Origin of the sequence: Phycicoccus sp. Root563 (genome assembly GCF_001427915.1) — a bacterium.
GTDB lineage: Bacteria > Actinomycetota > Actinomycetes > Actinomycetales > Dermatophilaceae > Pedococcus.
Genome location: NZ_LMGM01000001.1, coordinates 3,513,335 through 3,532,538 on the forward strand (window position 1 = coordinate 3,513,335; position 19,204 = coordinate 3,532,538).

Annotated in this window: 17 protein-coding genes; 12 read left to right on the plus strand and 5 right to left on the minus strand. The window is 71.7% G+C overall.

All coding sequences use genetic code 11. The features are described from left to right. Nucleotides 1-9: 9 nt before the first annotated feature. The gene (locus tag ASD62_RS16625) at nt 10-1,413 is read right to left on the minus strand and encodes a hypothetical protein (protein ID WP_056916914.1); all 1,404 of its coding nucleotides are present in this window, start codon (nt 1,411-1,413) and stop codon (nt 10-12) included. After that, the gene (locus ASD62_RS16630) at nt 1,410-2,879 is read right to left on the minus strand and encodes a hypothetical protein (RefSeq protein ID WP_056916915.1); all 1,470 of its coding nucleotides are present in this window, start codon (nt 2,877-2,879) and stop codon (nt 1,410-1,412) included. Before ASD62_RS16630 ends, ASD62_RS16625 begins: the two co-directional genes overlap by 4 nt. Nucleotides 2,880-3,073: 194 nt before the next feature. Between ASD62_RS16630 and ASD62_RS16635 the strand changes: the two genes are divergently transcribed. The 7 genes from ASD62_RS16635 to ASD62_RS16665 are packed head-to-tail and all read left to right on the plus strand — an operon-like array spanning nt 3,074 to nt 9,866. Then, nucleotides 3,074-3,247 carry a Flp family type IVb pilin gene (locus tag ASD62_RS16635; RefSeq protein WP_056916916.1) on the plus strand — a complete coding sequence of 58 codons (174 nt, stop codon included), beginning with the start codon at nt 3,074-3,076 and terminating at the stop codon, nt 3,245-3,247. A gap of 52 nt (nt 3,248-3,299) precedes the next feature. Next, nucleotides 3,300-3,545, plus strand: a complete 246-nt coding sequence (locus ASD62_RS16640) for a Flp family type IVb pilin (RefSeq protein WP_056916917.1) — start codon at nt 3,300-3,302, stop codon at nt 3,543-3,545. A gap of 49 nt (nt 3,546-3,594) precedes the next feature. Further along, a complete protein-coding gene (locus ASD62_RS16645) occupies nt 3,595-4,368 on the plus strand; it encodes a Flp pilus assembly protein CpaB (RefSeq protein WP_056916918.1) in 774 nt (257 codons plus the stop codon). A gap of 9 nt (nt 4,369-4,377) precedes the next feature. Continuing rightward, nucleotides 4,378-5,580 (plus strand): AAA family ATPase, encoded by a 1,203-nt coding sequence (locus ASD62_RS16650; RefSeq protein ID WP_056916919.1) that lies wholly within the window; start codon nt 4,378-4,380, stop codon nt 5,578-5,580. Continuing rightward, nucleotides 5,580-6,956 (plus strand): CpaF family protein, encoded by a 1,377-nt coding sequence (locus ASD62_RS16655; protein WP_056916920.1) that lies wholly within the window; start codon nt 5,580-5,582, stop codon nt 6,954-6,956. Before ASD62_RS16650 ends, ASD62_RS16655 begins: the two co-directional genes overlap by 1 nt. 11 nt (nt 6,957-6,967) lie before the next feature. After that, nucleotides 6,968-8,941 (plus strand): VWA domain-containing protein, encoded by a 1,974-nt coding sequence (locus ASD62_RS16660; protein WP_056916921.1) that lies wholly within the window; start codon nt 6,968-6,970, stop codon nt 8,939-8,941. A 10-nt stretch (nt 8,942-8,951) separates the two neighbouring features. Further along, nucleotides 8,952-9,866 (plus strand): type II secretion system F family protein, encoded by a 915-nt coding sequence (locus ASD62_RS16665; RefSeq protein ID WP_235530736.1) that lies wholly within the window; start codon nt 8,952-8,954, stop codon nt 9,864-9,866. Between the two features lie 129 nt (nt 9,867-9,995). On the opposite strand, the gene ASD62_RS16670 is transcribed toward ASD62_RS16665, so the two are convergent. After that, on the minus strand, nt 9,996-10,646 hold the full coding sequence (locus ASD62_RS16670; RefSeq protein WP_056916923.1) for a response regulator transcription factor: 651 nt from the start codon (nt 10,644-10,646) through the stop codon (nt 9,996-9,998). Next, nucleotides 10,643-12,262, minus strand: coding sequence for a sensor histidine kinase (locus ASD62_RS16675; protein WP_056916924.1), 1,620 nt, complete (start codon nt 12,260-12,262; stop codon nt 10,643-10,645). The genes ASD62_RS16670 and ASD62_RS16675 overlap by 4 nt, the downstream gene beginning before the upstream one ends. A gap of 125 nt (nt 12,263-12,387) precedes the next feature. Here ASD62_RS16675 and ASD62_RS16680 point away from each other — a divergent pair, with 125 nt between their 5' ends. The 5 genes from ASD62_RS16680 to ASD62_RS16700 all read left to right on the plus strand — a co-directional run bounded on the left by ASD62_RS16680 (nt 12,388) and on the right by ASD62_RS16700 (nt 17,631). After that, nucleotides 12,388-13,149: a ComF family protein gene (locus ASD62_RS16680; protein ID WP_056916925.1), complete on the plus strand. Its 762-nt coding sequence runs from the start codon at nt 12,388-12,390 to the stop codon at nt 13,147-13,149. Nucleotides 13,150-13,474: 325 nt separating this feature from the next. Continuing rightward, nucleotides 13,475-14,143, plus strand: a complete 669-nt coding sequence (gene hpf, locus ASD62_RS16685; RefSeq protein WP_056916926.1) for a ribosome hibernation-promoting factor, HPF/YfiA family — start codon at nt 13,475-13,477, stop codon at nt 14,141-14,143. Nucleotides 14,144-14,225: 82 nt separating this feature from the next. Then, nucleotides 14,226-14,939 (plus strand): response regulator transcription factor, encoded by a 714-nt coding sequence (locus ASD62_RS16690; RefSeq protein ID WP_056916927.1) that lies wholly within the window; start codon nt 14,226-14,228, stop codon nt 14,937-14,939. A 28-nt stretch (nt 14,940-14,967) separates the two neighbouring features. Next, on the plus strand, nt 14,968-16,206 hold the full coding sequence (locus tag ASD62_RS16695; protein WP_056916928.1) for a winged helix-turn-helix domain-containing protein: 1,239 nt from the start codon (nt 14,968-14,970) through the stop codon (nt 16,204-16,206). Nucleotides 16,207-16,278: 72 nt separating this feature from the next. Next, a complete protein-coding gene (locus ASD62_RS16700) occupies nt 16,279-17,631 on the plus strand; it encodes an MFS transporter (RefSeq protein ID WP_082580899.1) in 1,353 nt (450 codons plus the stop codon). Between the two features lie 53 nt (nt 17,632-17,684). On the opposite strand, the gene ASD62_RS16705 is transcribed toward ASD62_RS16700, so the two are convergent. Next, nucleotides 17,685-19,097, minus strand: coding sequence for a hypothetical protein (locus ASD62_RS16705; RefSeq protein ID WP_056916929.1), 1,413 nt, complete (start codon nt 19,095-19,097; stop codon nt 17,685-17,687). Between the last annotated feature and the right edge of the window lie 107 nt (nt 19,098-19,204).

Here is a 19,204-nt window from a genome sequence, read left to right on the forward strand (position 1 = left end):
GCCGGGCGGTCAGGACCCGGGCGCCTTCAGCAGGACGAAGTCGCCCTCCCTGGTGACCACGGTCCAGCCGGCCCGCCCCTGCAGGGCGTCGCCGAGCGGCGACGTGGCCTGCACCAGGGCCATGCCGGCGCCCGTGCTGCGGACGTAGTCCTCCCACCCGGGGCGGACCTTCTCGGCACGGATGTAGCGGTGCAGGTAGTCGGCCGAGTAGATCTCCACCCGGAGGTCGACGACCGGACGCAGGTCGGGGTGCGCCCAGAGCAGCCAGCCGCTGACCGCGAAGTCGTTGAGCACCACCGTGCCGGCGGGGAGGCCGTCGAGGCGTGCGGAGACCGCGTCGAGCCGCCCGGGGTAGGTCTGGGCGACCGAACCCTTGGGTCCGGCTGCGGTGCCGGCGGCGAACAGCACGGCCAGGACACCGGCGGCCACGACCGCGCGCCACTCCGTCCTGCCGCGACGCTCGGCAGGGCGCCCCAGGGCTCCTTGCAGGGCCTCGGCGAACAGGGGCGCCGCGAGGACGCATGCCAGCGGCACGAGCCGCCACATCCACAGGGCCATGGCCAGGGCGAGGACCAGGACCCCGTACTGCCACGGCGGCCGGGCCCGCGGTCGACGGATCCACAGGACCGCGGTGACCATGAGCATCCCGAGCGTGGCGTAGGCGAACACGTTGTTGAGGGGAGTGGCCCGCCACTCCTCGGCGATCCACGCCGCGTTGCCCGCCACGTCGAACGGCACGGTGAGCAGCCGTGGGCCCAGCGGGGTGAGGGCCAGGACGGCGGCGCAGGCGAGGTTCAGCAGGAGCAGGCCACGACGCCCCGGTCGCTCCCCGGCCGGCCGGAGGGCGAGGAAGACGGACAGGACGACCCCGAGGAGGAGCCCGAACATCCACAGCGGGTGGCAGCACCCCCACAGCCAGAAGACCGGCACGAGCCACCACCGCAGCCGCCGGTCGTGCAGGGTGCGCCACCAGGCGAGGTAGACCACGGCGAAGAGGACGAAGCTCACGAGCTGGGGCCGGGGGTTGAGACTGGCCCCGGCGCCGAGGAGCGCCACCACGGCGGCGAGGCTCGCGGGCAGCCGGCCGGCGACCTGCCGGCAGAGCACGTAGAGGGTGAGGTACAGGGCGATGACGGCCACGGCTCGCAGCCACACGACACCCCAGGCGCCCACGCCGTTCACGGTCCAGGCCGCCACCGCCTCGGGCAGCCACTGGGTGGCGACGTAGGGGCGGTCGGCGAAGGACGCCCACGGGTCGGTGCCGACCAGCGACCAGGTCTTCAGGATGTGGTCGCCCTCGCGCAGGTGCCACCAGGTGTCGACCTCGCTGAACGGGGAGGTGCCCCAGGCGACGGCCACGAGGAGCCCGCCGACGAAGGCGACCTGGCCCAGCCTCGTCGAGATCCGGCTCACGACGCCTCCAGGAGCTGGTAGCCGTCGCCGCGGCCGACGACCGACCACCCGAGCTGCTCCACGAGCGCCAGGGCCAGGGGGGAGGACGCGGGAAGCAACGCGGCCCGGGTGCTGCCGTCGGCGACGAACTGCTCCCACCCGGGAGCGGCCTCCATGGCCGCGATGTAACGCTTCACGTAGGCCGCGTCGTAGGACTCGATGCGCAGGTCGAACACCGGCTCGACCTGGGGTGCGGTGAAGAGCACCCAGCCCGTGACGTCCCCGTCGGCCACGAGGCGGGTGTGCGGTGGCAGCACTCGCAGCTGCTGCTGGAGGGCGGTGGGGACCGCGTGGACCGTGCCGGCCCGGCTGTCCGCGAGGGGGATCGCGACCAGGCAGGCGAGCACCAGCCCAGCGGCCCAGCACCCGAGCTCGCGACGCCGCAGGGCGAAGGAGGTGCGGTCGGGCCTCGGTGCCGCGGGCGAGCCGTGGCCCGTGCCGGCCCGGACCTCCCGGGCGCGGGCGCGGGCGGCGAGCAACCGCTCGACCTGGCCGGCCAGCAGGGGAGCGGCGAGGAACGCGCCGACGGCGACGGTGCGCTGCATCGTCAGGATGAACCCGATGGCGGCGAGGAAGGGCAGGAGCTGCCACGTGGCCGGACGTTCGCGCAGCCGCAGCCACGCGGCATACGCGAGGGCCAGCATGGCCAGGGCGAGCATCACGTCGGGGCTGCGCACGGAGGAGGGGAACCACTCGGACACGAACTCGCGCCCGTTCGAGCCCACCTGGAAGGGGGTCAGCAGGAGGCGCGGGCCGATCGGCGTGAGCCCCGCGGCCAGGAAGGACACGACGAGGACGGCGACGAGCCGGCCCCACGTGCGTGCCGGCACGGCACGGTCCACGCCCAGCCCCAGGACGACCAGGCCGCCGACGACGAGGCCCAGCACCCACACGCCGTGCGTGCAGGCGCTGACCCAGGTGAGAGGGACCAGCCACCAGCGGGCCCGGTGGTCGACCCCCGTGCGCCACCAGGCGCCGATCGCCAGGACGAGCAGCACGAACCCCGCGAGCTGCGGGCGCTCGGCGAGCCCTCCCCACGCAGCGGCCACAGCGGCCACCGTCACCGGGACCGCGACCTCCGGGCGGCTCACCGTCCGGGTGAGCCACAGCAGGGCCACCACGAGGGCCACCACGGCCACCCCGCGGGCCCACAGGACGGTCGGCAGCCCGAACAGGTCGTACCCCTGCGCCACCACCACGGACGGCAGCCACTGGGTCGGTACGTAGCGGTGCGCGGCGAACGGAGCCCAGGGGTCCGGCGACCCGAACCGCCCACCGTCCCGGAGGAACTCGCCGACCTTCAGGTGGAGCCACGGGCTCGGGTCCGCGACCGAGCGCACCGTGAGCAGGGGGAGGAGTGCCAGCACCGCACCCTGCGCCCACGGACCCCACCGCCGGCGCAGCGCGAAGGTGGCGGAGTCGGGCATGCCAGCCATTCTCGACGCACGCGTGCTGGTTCGGTGAAGTGACTCACCGCATCAACCGAACGGTTGATGCCCATTCCTCGAAGGGCCCACGGGGTAGTGACGTGACAGCCGATTACCGCTGTTCGTGTCTGCTGACAATCTTTTGCCTGCAGGGGCGCCCGCCCCGGCCCGTAGGTCTCGAAAGGACACAACCCATGCTCAAGTTCGTCGCCAAGATCCAGACCCGCTTCGCCAACCGCGAGGAGGGCGCCACCGCGGTGGAGTACGGCCTCATGGTCGCCCTCATCGCGATCGTCATCATCGCGGCCGTGGTCCTCCTCGGCAACAACCTCTCCGGCCTGTTCAACAAGGCTGCTTCCAGCGTCTGACGAACTACCAGGACCGACGGGCGCACTCAGCCCGCGGACCAAGGAGGACTTGGTGAACGCTCGCTCCACATCCCGGAACGCCGTGCGCGGCGCCGGTTGGACGATTCTCGCGCGCTCCACTTCCTTCGTCGGCGAGCTGGACCGTGGTCGCCCCGGTGCACACCGGGGCGACCGCGGAGCCACCTCCGTCGAGTACGCGCTGATGGTCACGTTCATCGCCGTGGTGATCATCGCCGCGGTCACCCTGTTCGGACAGAACCTGATCCAGCTCTTCAACGTCCCGAGCAGCGCGCTCTGAGGCGCTCCATCGCCAGCTCAGCACGACAACCACGAGGACAGAACTCACCATGGGACGCAGACTCGTCGCCATCTTCGCCGCCGCTCTTGTCGCCCTGGTGGGCGTCACGGCGGTCCTTCTCTATGCGCGCGGAGCGGATGCACGTGCGGTGGCTGCCCAGCAGCCCACGAGCGTCTACGTCGTGAAGTCGCTCGTCCCGTCGGGGACCACCCTCAAGGACGCGGTCCAGAACGGGCTCATCATCAAGACCTCCGTCGCCGCGGCCGGTGTGCCGGTCGGCGCGCTCGCCGGCGTCGACGGCAGCAACGGCGGTCTCTACGCCACCACCGACATCCAGCCCGGCGAGTACGTGCTGTCGGACCGCTTCGGTGTCAAGCCCGTGGGGGAGAAGGCCATCACGGTCCCCGCCGGCATGGTCGCCGTGTCGGTGCAGCTCTCCGACCCGGCCCGTGTGGGCACGTTCCTCACCCCCGGGTCCAAGGTCGTCCTCTACGACACCTACTCCCCGGCCGCCACGGGTTCCGGCAACAGCGGGACCCAGGCCGCCGCGACGGGGCAGAGCACCCGCGTGCTCCTCGACGACGTGCTCATCATCGCCATGGGCCAGGCGTCGCTCACCCCCGCCGCCGCTCCGGCCGACGGTCAGGACGCCGCTCCGGCTCCGGTCCTCGGCGCCCTCATGACCGTCGCCGTCACCCCGGCCGACGCAACCCGGCTGGTGCACGGCATCCAGACCGGCACGCTCTACGCCGCCCTGCGCGGAACTGATGCGAAGATCGACCTCGGCAAGGTTGTTTCCGAAGCATCACTCTTCTCCAAGTAGGAGCACGCTATGACCCTGTTGTGGGATGCGGACCCCTCGGCCACGGATCGCTACGACTTCGCTGTCGGTCAGGTCACCCGGGTCGACACGCAAGCCGCCATGGTGCGAGCCCTCGAGGACGCACCCCAGGAGCAGCTCGTCCTGATCGGCCCCGAGGTCGACATGGAGAGTGCCTGCCAGTTCACGGAGTTCGCCCGGGTCGAGCGACCCGAGGTGGGTGTCCTGCTGCTGCGCCGGCGTCTGGACGTCAACGTCCTCGGACAGGCGCTGCGCTCCGGCGTGCGCGAGGTCGTCACGGCTGACGACCTCACCGGGCTCGCCGACGCGGCCCGCCGCAGCCGCGAGCTGACCAGCCGCGTCTCCGGCCACACGGTCGACAGCAGCGCGGGGACCCGGTCGGCGCGCGTGGTCACGGTGTTCTCCGCCAAGGGTGGCGTGGGCAAGACGACGTTCGCGACCAACCTCTCCACCTACCTGGCCTCCACCGGCTCCAAGGTCCTGCTCATCGACCTCGACCTCGCGTTCGGCGACGTCGGGATCAGCCTGCAGATGCTGCCCCAGAACTCGATCATCGACCTGGTGAGCATGGCCGGCCACATCGACGAGCAGGCCATCAAGTCCGTCGTCACCCGGCACGAGAGCGGCCTCGACACCGTCAGCGCCCCCTCGGAGCCCAGCGACGCAGACCGGATCCCCGGTTCGATCGTCGCGGAGCTGATCCGCGTCGCGAAGCGGCACTACGACTACGTCCTGCTCGACACCCCGCCGGCCTTCACGTCCCACGTGCTGGCGGCGTTCGACGACAGCGACGTCCTCGTCCTGATCGCCACCCTCGACATCCCGGCCGTCAAGAACCTCCGGCTCACCCTGGACACGCTGGACCTGCTCGGCAACGACAAGGACACCCGCCTCATCGTCCTCAACCGTTCCGACGCCAAGGTGGGCCTGCGCGCCGAGGACGTGGTCGCGGCGCTCAAGCAGGACATCGCGGTCATGGTGCCCAACAGCGCGGCCGTGCCGGCCTCGGTCAACCGCGGCGTGCCGATCATCCTGGACGAGCCGAAGCACCCGGTGAGCGTCGCCCTGCGCGACCTCGCGGAGCGTTTCCTGCGCGCCCCCGAACCTGCTTCGTCGACCGACGCGAGCGGCAAGTCCACCGACGGCCAGGGTGGCCGTTCCGGCCGCTGGTCGTTCTCTCGCGGAGGTAAGTGATGAGCCTCGCCGAACGGCTCGAGAACGTCCGACGGGGCCAGCAGGCCGCGTCCGGCGAGACCGGCGCGACCGCCACGGCGGCCGCGCAGGAGCGCCAGCGTGTCGTCGACCCCTTCTCCACGGTCAAGGCCAGCGTCCACCAGGCGCTGCTGGACTCCCTCGGGCCGCAGCTGTACGACCCGCACCTGGACCAGTCCGAGCTCGAGACCAAGGTGCGGCACACGCTGCAGGAGGTCATCGACCACGAGGAGACCCCGCTGTCCCTCGCGGACCGCACCCGGATCTCCCAGGAGGTCGCGGACGAGATCCTCGGCCACGGCCCCCTCGAGCCCCTGCTGCGTGACTCGGAGATCTCCGAGATCATGGTCAACGGCCCGGACTCCATCTACGTCGAGCGCGCCGGCAAGCTCTACCCCGTCGAGGCGCGGTTCAGCTCCGACGCCCACCTGCGCCGCACCATCGACAAGATCGTGGGTCGCGTCGGACGTCGTGTCGACGAGGCCAGCCCGCTCGTGGACGCCCGCCTGCCCGACGGCTCCCGCGTCAACGCGGTGATCCCGCCGATCGCCCTCGACGGTTCGCTGCTCACCATCCGAAAGTTCGCGACCGACCCGTTCACCGACAAGGACCTCATCGCCTTCGGCACGTTCACGCCGCAGGTGCGCGACTTCCTGTCCGCCTGTGTCCGCGGCCGCCGCAACATCGTCATCTCCGGTGGTACCGGTTCGGGCAAGACGACGCTGCTCAACGTGGTCTCGTCGTTCATCCCCGACGACGAGCGCATCGTCACCATCGAGGACGCCGCCGAGCTCCAGCTCCACCAGGACCATGTCCTGCGCCTGGAGTCCCGCCCGGCCAACATCGAGGGACGGGGCTCGATCCCCATCCGCGAGCTGGTCAAGAACTCGCTGCGTATGCGGCCCGACCGCATCGTCGTCGGTGAGTGCCGCGACGGCGCCGCCCTCGACATGCTCCAGGCCATGAACACCGGCCACGACGGCTCGCTCACCACCGTCCACGCCAACACCCCACGTGACAGCCTCTCCCGTCTGGAGACCATGGTCCTCATGGCTGGTGTCGACCTGCCGGTGCGCGCCATCCGCGAGCAGGTCGCCGGTGCCGTGGACATGGTCATCCAGCAGGCCCGCCTCAAGGACGGTTCCCGTCGCGTGACGGCGATCAGCGAGGTCGTCGGCATGGAGAGCGACGTCATCACCATGCAGGACCTGTTCACCTTCGACTACAGCGCCGGGCGCGACGAGCAGGGCCGCTTCAAGGGCACCCTCAAGAGCACCGGACTGCGTCCCAAGTTCGCCGCCGAGCTCCAGGACCAGGGCATCGAGCTCGCTGCAGACATCTTCGTCCGGGGGATTTGATGCTCGTTCGTATGCCGCGCAGGTGGGGTGCCGTCCTGGCCCTCACCTCTGCCGCCCTGCTCACGGGCACGGCCTCCGCGGGGGCCGCCTCCGCGCCGGTGGTGAACATCACCGGCATCGAGGCGAAGAACGGCAACCTCATCGGCCTGATCTCCGCAGGCGGCGGTGCCTCCATCGACCCGGGCCTGAAGGTCACCGTGTCGGGCAAGGACTACCCCGTCGACGCGATCACCTCGGGCCAGGGCACGCCGGTCGCGCGCTCGACCGTGCTGGTGGTCGACACGAGCGGGTCGATGGGCGAGGCCGGCATGGCAACCGTGCGTTCCGCCGTCGCCGCCTTCCTCAAGAGCGTCCCGGACGACGTCCGGGTCGGACTCGTCTCGTTCTCCGGCAAGGCCGTCGTCAAGCTGGCACCCACCGCCGACCAGGGCAAGGTGCAGTCCGCCGTCAACGACCTCAAGTCCGACGGTGAGACCGCCCTCTACGACGGTGTCACGCTCGCCGTGAAGACGCTGGGCGCCAAGGGGGAGCGCAGCATCCTCGTGCTCTCCGACGGTGGCGACACCGCCAGCAAGGCGACCCAGGCGCAGGCGGTCACCGCCCTGAAGAGTGCCAAGGTCCGCGCCGAGGCCGTGTCCTTCAAGTCCACCGAGGGCAACGTCTCGGTCCTCAAGGGGTTCGCCTCCGCCAGCGGTGGGTCGGTCGTCTCGGCCGCCAACGCGGGGGCGGTCGCCAGCGCCTTCACGACCGCGGCCAAGACCCTCGCGTCCCAGCTGACCTTCTCCATGCCGCTGCCGCCCGGGGTGACCGCGGTACAGGACATCAAGATCTCCGGTCTCGCGGCCGGCAAGGCCTTCAGCACCTCCGCGCTGGTCGACTTCGGTGACGGCGTCTCGGCGCCGACCACCCCGCCCGCGGCGTCCACCGACCCGATCGTCGGGCCCACCGAGGACGTCATCAAGGCCTCCGGGACCGAGAGCACGCTGCCGATCCTCGGGGTGTCCCCGATGCTGGGCATCGGCCTCGGTGCCGTGTTCCTCGGGATCATCGCCATCGGCGTGGCCCTGTCCAGCGGCACCATGAAGTCCGGCCGCCAGACCCGCGTCGACAGCATCGACCAGTACGTCGCCCACGGCGGCAGGCCCGCCAAGGCCCCGAAGAACCGCCAGGCGGCGGTGTCGGAGAGCCTGGTCTTCCTCGGCGACAAGATCATGGAGGGCCGCGACTCCACCAGCAAGACGATGGCCCTGATCGAGCGCGCCGACCTTCCGCTGCGCGCCGGTGAGTGGTGGGTGATGCGGATCGTCAGCCTGTTCGTCGGCATCGCCGTCTCCACCCTGCTGCTGCGCGGGGGGCTCGGGATGACCTTGGTCGCCATCCTCATCGGCTTCCTGCTGGGGTGGTTCGCCCCCGCGTTCGTGCTGCGCTTCCTGGCCAAGCGCCGGGCGAACAAGTTCGACCACCAGCTGCCCGACGTGCTGACGCTCATCGCGAGCAGCCTGTCGACCGGCTTCTCCCTGCCGCAGGCCCTCGACGCCGTCGCCAAGGACGCCGCCGAGCCGTCGGCCAAGGAGTTCTCCCGGGCCCTGGCCGAGACGCGCATCGGCGCGGACATCGCCGAGTCCCTGGAGCGGATGTCCGACCGGATGGACAGCGGCAACATGCGCTGGACCGCCATGGCCATCCGCATCCAGCGCGAGGTCGGTGGCAACCTGGCCGAGACGATGCGCACCACGGCGAAGACGCTCCGTGAGCGCGAGGAGCTCGGGCGGCACGTCCGGGCCCTGTCCGCGGAAGGCCGGCTGTCGGCATACATCCTCATCGCGCTGCCGATCGGCATCTTCCTCTACACGATGCAGACCAACCGGGACTACGTCGAGCTCCTCTGGACGCGCCCCCTGGGCCTGGTCATGCTGGCCGGCGGCGTCGTCTCCCTCGGGATCGGGATGTTCTGGATGAACAAAGTCGTGGATGTGAAGGTCTGACATGGGAAGCATGCTGCTGATCGTCGGAGTCGTCGCCATCGGAGGCGCGCTCGTCACGCTGGTCGTCGCCCTGTCGGCGGGTGCCGGTCAGACGACCGGTGTCGCCCGGTCGCTCGAGCTGATCGAGAAGTCCGTCAACCACCAGGAGGTCAGCAAGTCCGACCTGCCGTTGATGGACCGCATCGTCCTGCCGGCCCTGGCCAGGACCCGGTCCCTCGCCGCGAAGCTCTCGCCCAACGGCACCCAGGACGGCCTCACCAAGCGCCTCGACCTCGCCGGCAACCCCGGTACCTGGACCGCCGAGCGCATCATGGGCGCCAAGGGCGCGGCCCTGATCGTGTTCGCCCTCATCGGGTTCGTCCTCGGTGGGCTGAGCGTGCGCGGACTGCTCTTCGCGGTGATCGGCGCGGCCCTCGGGTTCTTCCTGCCGGACCTGCTGCTCATGAACGCCGGCCAGAAGCGCCAGGAGGAGCTGCGGCTCGGCCTCGCGGACGCCCTCGACATGCTCACCGTCTGTGTCGAGGCCGGTCAAGGCTTCGACGCGGCGCTGATGCAGGTGGCCAAGTCCACCACCGGGCCGATCGCGGGGGAGTTCGCCCGCGTGCTCTCCGAGATCCAGATCGGCAAGTCCCGTGGTGAGGCGTTCAGCTCGCTCGCCAGGCGCACCAGCGTCACGGAGGCGAAGACCTTCGTCAGCGCCCTGGTTCAGGCGGACCGCCTCGGCCTGCCCATCGGTGCGGTGCTGCGCGAGCAGTCCAACCAGATGCGTCTCGTCCGGCGCCAGCGGGCCGAGGAGAAGGCCCAGAAGGTGCCGGTGAAGATCCTCTTCCCGATGCTCCTGTTCATCTTCCCGGCGCTGTTCATCGTCATCATCGGCCCCGGTGCCATCCGCATCGTCGACACCTTCAGCGGTGGCGGCCTCTGAGCCCAGTCGCTCAGCCCCAGCACAGTGAAACGGCCAGGACCCGAGGGGGCTGGCCGTTTCACTGTGTTCGGGGCTGGTGTCCGGGGTCGATGTCGTCGAGCGGGCCGGACAGACCCCTCGACGACCGGCTCAGCGGCGGGTCTGTCCGACCGCCTCGGCGCGGACCAGGCCCAGTCGCAGGGCCGACATGACGGCCGACGCACGGTTGTGGGCGCCGAGCTTCTCGTAGACCTTCGAGACGTGCGTCTTGACGGTCGACTCGCTCATGTACAGGCGCTTGGCCACGGCGGCGATGGAGTCGCCGGCGACGAGCCGGTCGAGCACCTCCGCCTCGCGGGGCGTGAGCTTCGGCTTGTCGCTGGAGTCGCGGCGACGCAGCGCCTCGGCGAGACCGGTCGCCATGAAGGCGTCCGGCGCGACGGCGGCGCGACGCACGGCGGCGATGACCTCGTCGGACGGCGCCGACTTCAGGACCAGTGCCGAGGCACCGAGGTCGAGCGCCTCGAGCAGGGTCTCGTCGTCGTTGTGCATGGTGAGGACGACGATGCCCAGCCGGGGGGAGGCCTCCCGGGCTGCTCGCGCCAGCACCAGTCCCGAACCGTCGGGCATGGACACGTCGACGACGAGCACGTGGATGAGGCTCTGTGCCAGCACGTTGCGGCCCTCGGCGATGCCGCCGGCCTGGCCCACGACGGCGAGATCGGGCTCGCTGTCGATCATGCGGCACACGGCCTCACGGACAAGGGTGTGATCGTCGATCACGACGACGTTGATGGTCATGACGGCTGGGGGATCCTTTCGTTGGAAAGCGTGGCTGACGGCGAGGCGCCGCGGGCGCGCATGCGCATCCGGATGGCGACACCGTCACCGGCGTAGGGCTCGACGACGATCTCGCCCCCCAGGGAGGAGAGGGGGTGCTGGCTGAAGTCACGGATGCCCAGCGAGCTCGTGCCGTTGTGGGCGACCCACAGCTCCACCCGCGGCGCAGCGACGTTGAGGCGGACCTCGACGGTGTCGGCGTTGAGCGAGTGGCGTGCGTCGGCGAGGACCTGCAGGAACAGGCGGTAGATGAGCACCTCGGTGTGGGCGGGGAGGCGGAAGCCGTTCTCGCTGAGGTGCATGCGGGTGGTCACCCCGGAGGTGGAGCCGAAGTTCTGGAGCCGGGCACCGATGAGGGCGCCGAGCCCGGTGTCGGGGCGCACGGCGATCCGCAGGTCGGCGATGTGCAGGCGCAGGTCGGCCAGCACGCGGGAGACCTCCACGCGCAGCCCGTCGAGGTCGTCGGCCAGCGGGGAGTCGGTGTTGCGGGCGGTGCGCCGCAGGGAGTCGATGCCGAACGCGAGCGCCACCATCTCCTGGGCGATGCCGTCGTGCATCTCGCGGGCGAGGCGCTCGCGCTCCTCCAGCCCGGCGCGTTCGCGCAGCCCGGCGAAGAGCACGGAGAGGTCGATGTTGGCCGCGTGACGTGACGCGACCTCGCCGGCTGCGGCGAGGTCGTCCTCGGTGAAGGGGGTGACCAGGGGGCGGTCGGCCACGAGCAGTCCGAGCCGGTCGCCGTTGTTGTCGTTCAGGGGCACGACGATCACCGAGCGGGCGACGAGGTCGTCGGCCCACTCCGACAGGGTCGGCACCCCGTCGCGCCAGGTGCGGGAGAGCACGGAGCTGGGCTCCATCGGGTCCGGCCACGGTGTGCGGTCGGCGCCGCGGATGGCCAGCGGCACCGCCGGGTCGTCGCCGTAGCCCACGAGGATCGCGCTGCGGGCTGCGCGCATCTGGGTGGCCAGGTCCTGCAGCGCCATCTCCGCCGAGGCGGGGGCGTCGAACCCGGTGTCGAGGGTCTCGGCGAGCTCGTGCAGGCGCCGCAGCAGCAGGCCGGCCTCCGCCGCGATGTTGGGGTCGACGACCGCCTCGTCCTCCTCCTCCTGCATCCGGTGCGACCAGGCACCGAGCAGGCCGAAGACGAGGGAGAAGACCGAGGCCAGCAGGATGCGCTGGGCCTCGCCCTCGGAGTAGCGGTCGAGCAGCAGCACCGTCCCGCCACCGGCGAAGAGGCCGACGAGGAAGACCATGAGGGCGCCGCGCCGCGAGAACCGTGCTCCGGCGTGGTACGCGGGGATGAGGATGAGCACCTTGGACCACGGCCCGGCATACCCCATCGCGATCCCGGCAGCCGCGGCGTTGACGCCGAACAGCACCATCAGCTGCACCCGGCCGATGGCCCGGCCGCTGGAGCTGAGGTACTCGAAGCCCGAGGCGGCGAGGTCCAGGGTGATGATGAGCAGGATCCACGGCAGGCCGGTCAGGATCGCGTCGTCGAGGGCGGCGAACAGCACGGCGAGCATCGCGAGACCCAGACGCAACCGCGTACTGACGGACAGGACCGACACCCAACGCATCCGCGGCCTCCCCTCTCGTACTGGATCCCGGCGATTTGTCCACAGGTTGTGCCTCAGACTAGACCGCTCCACAGCGTTACGTGGGGCGAACGAGCACGAACACACCGTGTCGAGACCATCGGGGGGTGTTCGCCGGGCTCTCCTCCCTCGCCGCGGTAGCGTCCCTGGCCCTCCCTCGGACCTGCGCGGTCTGCCGGGCCGCCGACGCCGCGCTCTGCCTCGGCTGCCGGGCGCAGGTCGACGCGAGCCGCTGGCTGGACGGACCCCGTCGCTCGAGACCGGACCCCGAACCGGGCGGGTTGCCCCCGGTCCTGACCTCGGGCCGGTTCGAGGGTGCGCTCGCCGCGCTCGTGACGGCGTACAAGGACGACGGGCGGCGCGACGTGGCGCCCGTGCTGTCGGCGCTGCTGGCCGAGGTGGTCGATGCCGCCGTCCGGCAGGACCCGCACGTCCGCCGCGCTCTGGCCGCCGGGGACGGCCCCGTGCTCGTCGTGCCGGTCCCGTCGTCGGCCGCCTCGCGGCGCCGACGTGGTGACGCGCCCCTCGAGGCGCTCGCGCGCGCAGCGGTGGAGGGTTTCGGTCCGCACGAGGCCGTCGTCGCCGAGGCGCTGCGCATGCGGCGACGGGTGGCCGACCAGGCCGGCTTGGGCGCCGTCGGCCGCCACCTCAACGTGGAGCACTCGATGGCCGTGAGGGAGCCGTGGCACGCCCCGCTGGACCGGGCCTCCTGCGTGGTCGTGGACGACGTCCTCACCACCGGTGCCACCCTCGTCGAGGCCGCACGTGCCCTGCGGGCAGCCGGTGCTGGGCCGGTGGTCGCAGCCGCCATCTGCGCCACGCAACGCCGCTCGCGACCTCCCAGCCGTTCCCCAGGAAGCTCACGGTGAACGTTCTGGCAGTCCCGCTGTCGCAACGGTCGGCGGTGGACTACCGTCGGTACATGGCCCCCCTGGCCCCCGTGCAGCACACGAGAACAGGGCGCCGCGGACACGGTCCGGCGGGCGCCCTGGCGCAGGGAGCGGAGCCGATCACGCAGCCGACGGAGACCTTCGTCAGGCTCACCGGCGCGGTCGCCCGACCGCCCATCAGCGGTCCCCTCGGGACCCGCTCGTCCACGCACGCGCCCCCCTCGGGGACAGGGCGGTGGTGCCGCGGTTGATCGGGGCTGTCGCGCCCGACTCTCACCTTCCACCACACCTTTTGGAGGACACCGTGGAGATTGTCGTCACTGGACGCCACATGCAGGTCTCAGACCGATTTCGTGACCACCTCGACGAGAAGCTGACCAAGATCGCGCAGCTCGCCCCCCGCGTGCAACGCGTCGACGTCGTCGTCAGTCACGAGCCCAACAAGCGGCAGGCGAAGTCCTGCGAGCGGGTCGAGATCACCTGTCACGTGAAGGGCCCCGTCGTGCGGGCCGAAGCCTGCCTCGACGACAAGTACGCGGCCCTCGACGTGGCCATGGACAAGCTCATGGAGCGGTTGCGCCGCGCCCACGACCGCAAGCGCGTCCACCGGGGACGCCACGCCCCGGAGTCGGTGTCCGCCGCCACGGCGCGGATCCAGGAGCCGTCGGCCGGCTCCTCCGAGGACCACGCGCACCCGGAGGAGGAGGGTGACCGGTTCGGCACCCAGGGCAACAGCCCCGTGGAGATCCGCGAGAAGATCCACGCCACCGTGCCGATGCCCCTCGACCAGGCGGTGGCCGAGATGGAGCTCGTCGGGCACGACTTCTACCTCTACCACGACGAGGACACCGACCAGCCGAGCGTCGTCTACCGCCGCCGCGGCTGGTCCTACGGAGTGATCCACCTCGACGTCGCCGAGCCCGGCGCGAGCAACGGCAGCGACGCGCCGGTGCCCGTCCAGAAGGTCTCCTGACCACCCCGATCCCAGCGCTGCGGACGGCGCCGGACAATCTGGACTCCCAGGTTGCTCGGCGCCGTCCGTGCGTCGTGCAAGGATGTGGCTCGTGAGCAGCGGTTTCGACGACGTGACACCCGTGGTGCACGACCCCATCAGGGTCGTCATCGCGGACGACCACGTCCTCTACCGCCGCGGCCTGCAGATGGTCGTCTCGCAGGACGACGACATCGACATCGTGGGCGAGGCGGGCGACGGCAAGGAGGCGGTGGACCGCACCGTCGAGCTGCTGCCCGACGTCGTGCTCATGGACGTGCGGATGCCGCACACCTCGGGCATCGAGGCCTGCAAGACCATCAAGGCCCTGGTCCCGTCCACCAAGATCATCATGCTGACCATGTCCGACGAGGAGTCCGACCTCTACGAGGCGGTCAAGGCCGGCGCCAACGGCTACCTCCTCAAGGACGTGCCGGGCGAGGAGATCGCCGAGGGGGTCCGGGCGGTCCACCACGGTGACTCGCTCATCTCCCCGTCCATGGCGTCCAAGCTGCTGGCCGAGTTCGCCCAGATGAGCCGGCGCCAGGGTGAGCGTCCCAGCGCCGTCGGCGCCCCACGGCTGACCGACCGCGAGCTCGAGGTGCTGCGCCTCGTGGCCCGGGGACTGGCCAACAAGGAGATCGCGCACCAGCTGTTCATCTCCGAGAACACCGTGAAGAACCACGTCCGCAACATCCTCGAGAAGCTCCAGCTGCACTCGCGCATGGAAGCCGCGATGTATGCCGTGCGGGAGAACCTGCTCGAACCCGGCGAGTGAGCGCGGGCTCCTCCTCGGTGGTGCTGGCGTGACCCTGCCCGAGCCGGTGCGGCTCACCCGGCCCCAGGCCAGGCGGATCGCCCTGGCGGCGCAAGGGTTCCTCGACCCCCGGCCCGACCCGGGGACGGCCACGATGCGGCACGTGCAACGTGTGGTCGACCGCGTGCAGATCGTGCAGATCGACAGCGTCAACGTCGTCGCCCGAAGCCAGTACCTGCCGTTCTTCTCCCGGTTGGGTGACTACGACACGGCGTTGCTCGACCGGGCCCGTGACCGTGCCCCGCGCCGGCTCGTGGAGTACTGGGCGCACGAGGCGAGCCTCATCCCGCCGACGACGTGGCCCCTGCTCGACTTCCGGATGCAACGGGCGCACGCCGACGCGTGGGGCGGGATGCAGCGGGTGGCCCAGGAGCACCCGGGGCTGGTGGCTGCGGTCAAGGCCGAGGTCGTCGCCGGGGGACCGCTGACGTCGCGCCAGGTGGAGGCCGCCCTCGAGCACGACCTGCCCCGCGACCGCGAGCACTGGGGCTGGAACTGGTCGCTGGTCAAGAACGCCCTGGAGCACCTCTTCTGGGCGGGGGAGATCACCTCGGCCGGGCGGACCTCGCAGTTCGAGCGCCGCTACGCCTCGCTCGAGCGCGTGCTGCCGGGCGAGGTCGCGTCGGTCGCCGTCGACCCCTCCAGCCGACCCAGCCACGAGCAGGCCTTCCGTGAGCTGATGATGATCGCGGCGCGTGCCCACGGGGTCGGCAGCGAGCAGTGCCTGCGCGACTACTTCCGGCTCAAGCCGGAGCAGGCCCGTCCGGCCCTGGTGTCGCTCGTCGCCGAGGGGCGGCTCGTCCCCGCCACCATCGAGGGGTGGAAGCGCCCGGCCTACCTCCACCCCGAGGCGCGGCGTCCCCGGCGCGTGCAGGCCCGCGCGCTGCTCAGCCCCTTCGACTCGCTCATCTGGCAGCGGGACCGCACGGCGGCCATCTTCGGTTTCGACTACCGGCTGGAGATCTACGTCCCCGCCCCGGAGCGGGTGCACGGCTACTACGTCCTGCCCTTCCTGTTCGGCGACGAGCTGGTCGCCCGGTGCGACCTCAAGGCCGACCGGTCCGCCGGGGTCCTGCGGGTGCAGTCGGTGCACTGGGAGCCGGGCGCCCCCGCGGCCGCGAGGCCGGCGCTCTCCGAGGAGCTGGGCCTGATGGCGCGGTGGCTGGGCCTCGACACCGTCAGCGTCGGTGGAGTCGTCGTCGGCGGTGTCGTCGGTGTCGGTGGCTGAGCTGGCGGGATCCCGTCGAGGGTTGACGAGATCGTGCTGGTCGCCCACCCGGCTGGCACATAGTCTGCGACGGTGACGATTCCTGCCACGGACCGGTCGCCGGCCCCCACCCGCACCCGCCGCGTCCACCGGGCCTGGTGGGTCACCGCGGTCGTCCTGGCCGCCCTCGTGTCCGCCGCGGGCTTCCGCTCCTCCACCGGGGCCCTGCTCGAGCCGCTCGAGTCCGAGTTCGGCTGGTCGCGCGCGACGACCTCGGGCGCCGTCACCGCCAACCTCGTCATCTACGGCCTCACCGCGCCCTTCGCCGCCGCCCTGATGGACCGCTTCGGCATCCGCCGGGTGGTCACCCTCGCCCTCCTGCTGGTCGCGGTCGGCAGCGGCCTCACCGTCGTCATGACCGCGCCCTGGCAGCTGTGGCTGCTGTGGGGCGTCGCGGTCGGGGTGGGCACGGGGGCGATGGCGCTCGTCCTGGGCTCGGTCGTCGCGAACCGGTGGTTCGTCGAGTCCCGTCGCGGCCTCGTCACCGGCGTGTTCTCCGCAGCCGGGGCGGCGGGACAGCTCGTCTTCCTCCCCGGGATCGCCGCGCTCGCGACCGGCCCCGGGTGGCGGTGGGCGGCGCTGGTCGTCTCCGGCGCCGCGGTCCTGCTCGTGCCGCTGGTCCTGCTGGTCGTGCGCGACCGCCCTGCCGACCTCGGCCTGCGTCCGTACGGCGCGGCGCCGGGTGAGGCGCTCGACGAGGCGCCCACGCGGCATACCGGGACGCAGGTGGGGCCGGCGACGCAGGCGATCCGCACGTTGCGCGAGAGCGTGCGCTCGAGGACGTTCTGGATCCTGTTCGGGACGTTCTGGATCTGCGGCTGGTCCACCAACGGGCTGATCGGCACCCACTTCATCCCCGCGGCCCACGACCACGGGATGCCCGAGACCACGGCCGCCGGACTGCTGGCCCTGGTCGGCGTCTTCGACCTGGTGGGCACCATCGCCTCGGGCTGGCTCACCGACCGGGTGGACCCGCGGTTCCTCCTGTTCGGCTACTACGGCCTGCGCGGGCTGTCGCTGCTGTTCGTGCCCGCCCTGCTCGGGCCCGACATCGCGCCCAGCCTCTTCGTGTTCATCGTGTTCTACGGCCTCGACTGGGTGGCCACGGTGCCGCCCACGATCGCGCTGTGCCGCAGGCACTTCGGCGTGCAGCGGTCGAGCATGGTGTTCGGGTGGGTGTTCGCCTCGCACATGGTCGGGGCCGGCGTCGCCGCCTCGTATGCCGGCTGGGTGCGGCAGAGCACGGGCGACTACTACACCGCGTGGCTCACGGCGGGCGGCCTGTGCCTCTTCGCCGCGATGGCGTGCCTGGCGATCTCGCGGTCCCCCGAGCGCGGGTCCTGGAACACCGAGGGCGAGCAGGCGGAGGTCGCCTCGGTGACCTGAGGCGTGCGGGGTGCGGTCAGCGGCGAGTGGTCAGGGCCGACGAGCGGCTCGGCTCAGCCGTTGCGGGCGAGCAGGACGTACCCGGCGTCGGTGCCCAACGCCGTCCACTCGCCGCTGCGGAGCAGCGCCGCCGACAGCGGCGCGGCGTCCGGGACCAGGGCGTAGGTGGCTCCGCTGTCGGCGATCGCCGTGTCCCACCCCGGTCCGGCAGCCAGCGTCGCGACGTGCCGCTGGACGTAGGCGAGGTCGAAGACCTCCACGCGCGGGTCGATGACCGGCGCCAGCTGCGGGTGCCGCCACAGCAGCCACCCGCCGAGGCTGTACTCGTCGTACACGACGGTCCCGCGGGGGAGGCGGTCGAGCTGCTGGTCGAGGCCATGGGGCTGCAGGGGCTGGGCCGCGACGGACGGCAGGACCAGCCCGGCCAGGGTCAGGCTGGCCACGACGGCGGCACCGAGGCTGACCAGTTCGGCACGCCGTGACGGCTGCACGTCCTCGCGCTGCACGGGCCACAGCGTGGCGAGCAGGGGAGCCGCCGTGAGGGCCCCGAGCGCCACCGTCCGCGAGTAGAGGAGGGTCCAGCCGACGGCGGTCGCGAACAGGAGCACGTGCGTCCACGGGACCGGTCGGGTCCGTCGGGCCCACAGGACGACGACGGCCGCGACGAGGGCGAGGGTCACGGCGACCGGAGGCGACGTCAGGGACGGCGGGTTCCACTCGCTGATCAGGCTGGTCGACTCGCCCACCCGGAACGGTGCCAGCAGGAGCTCGGGGCCCACGGGGGTGACGGCGCCGGCAGCGAACGACAGGACCACGACGGCGACCAGTCGGGCGGCTCCGCGCACGGACACCCGCCGGTCGAGCAGCAGGCCCGCCGTGACGGCGGCTCCCGTGGCGAGCCCGGCCACCCACAGGCCGTGGGAGCAGGCCCACACCCAGCTGAGCGGCACCAGCCACCACCGCGCCCGGAGGTCCTGGGCGGTGCGCAGCCAGGCCCACACGACGACCGGGAGCAGGAGGAACGTGGCGAGCTGCGGGCGCGGCGTCAGGCTCGCGGCGGACCCGAAGACCGCCGCGGTGGCGAGGATCGCGGCCGGGAGCACCGGAACCCAGGTGCGGCACACGGCATACACGGTGACGAACAGGAGGGCGATCAGCGCACAGGCGAGCCAGGCGACCCCCGGGAGGCCGCCCACCGCAGCCGCGGCGGCGAGGGCCAGCTCGGGGAGCCACTCGTGGAGCACCCACGTCCGCGTGCTGAACCGGGAGAACGGGTCCGGGCCCGAGAACTGCCACGTGCCCCAGAGGTGGTCGCCGGCCCGCAGGTGCCAGAAGGTGTCGGGGTCCCCGACGGGGTGCAGGCCCAGGCGCAGCAGCACGAACGGGACCAGCGCGAGCAGGACGAGGGGCAGCCACCGGTCGCGGTTCGAACCCTTGGGCGGGTCACCGTCGTGGACCGTGCTCACGTCGCCCGCCTCCCGCCGTCCGGGGTGACCCCTGTGGCCACCGTGGTGGAAGGTACCTGCCGGACAGGGCCCGCGGCGCGATCCCGGGAGCATTCGAACCGTTCTCG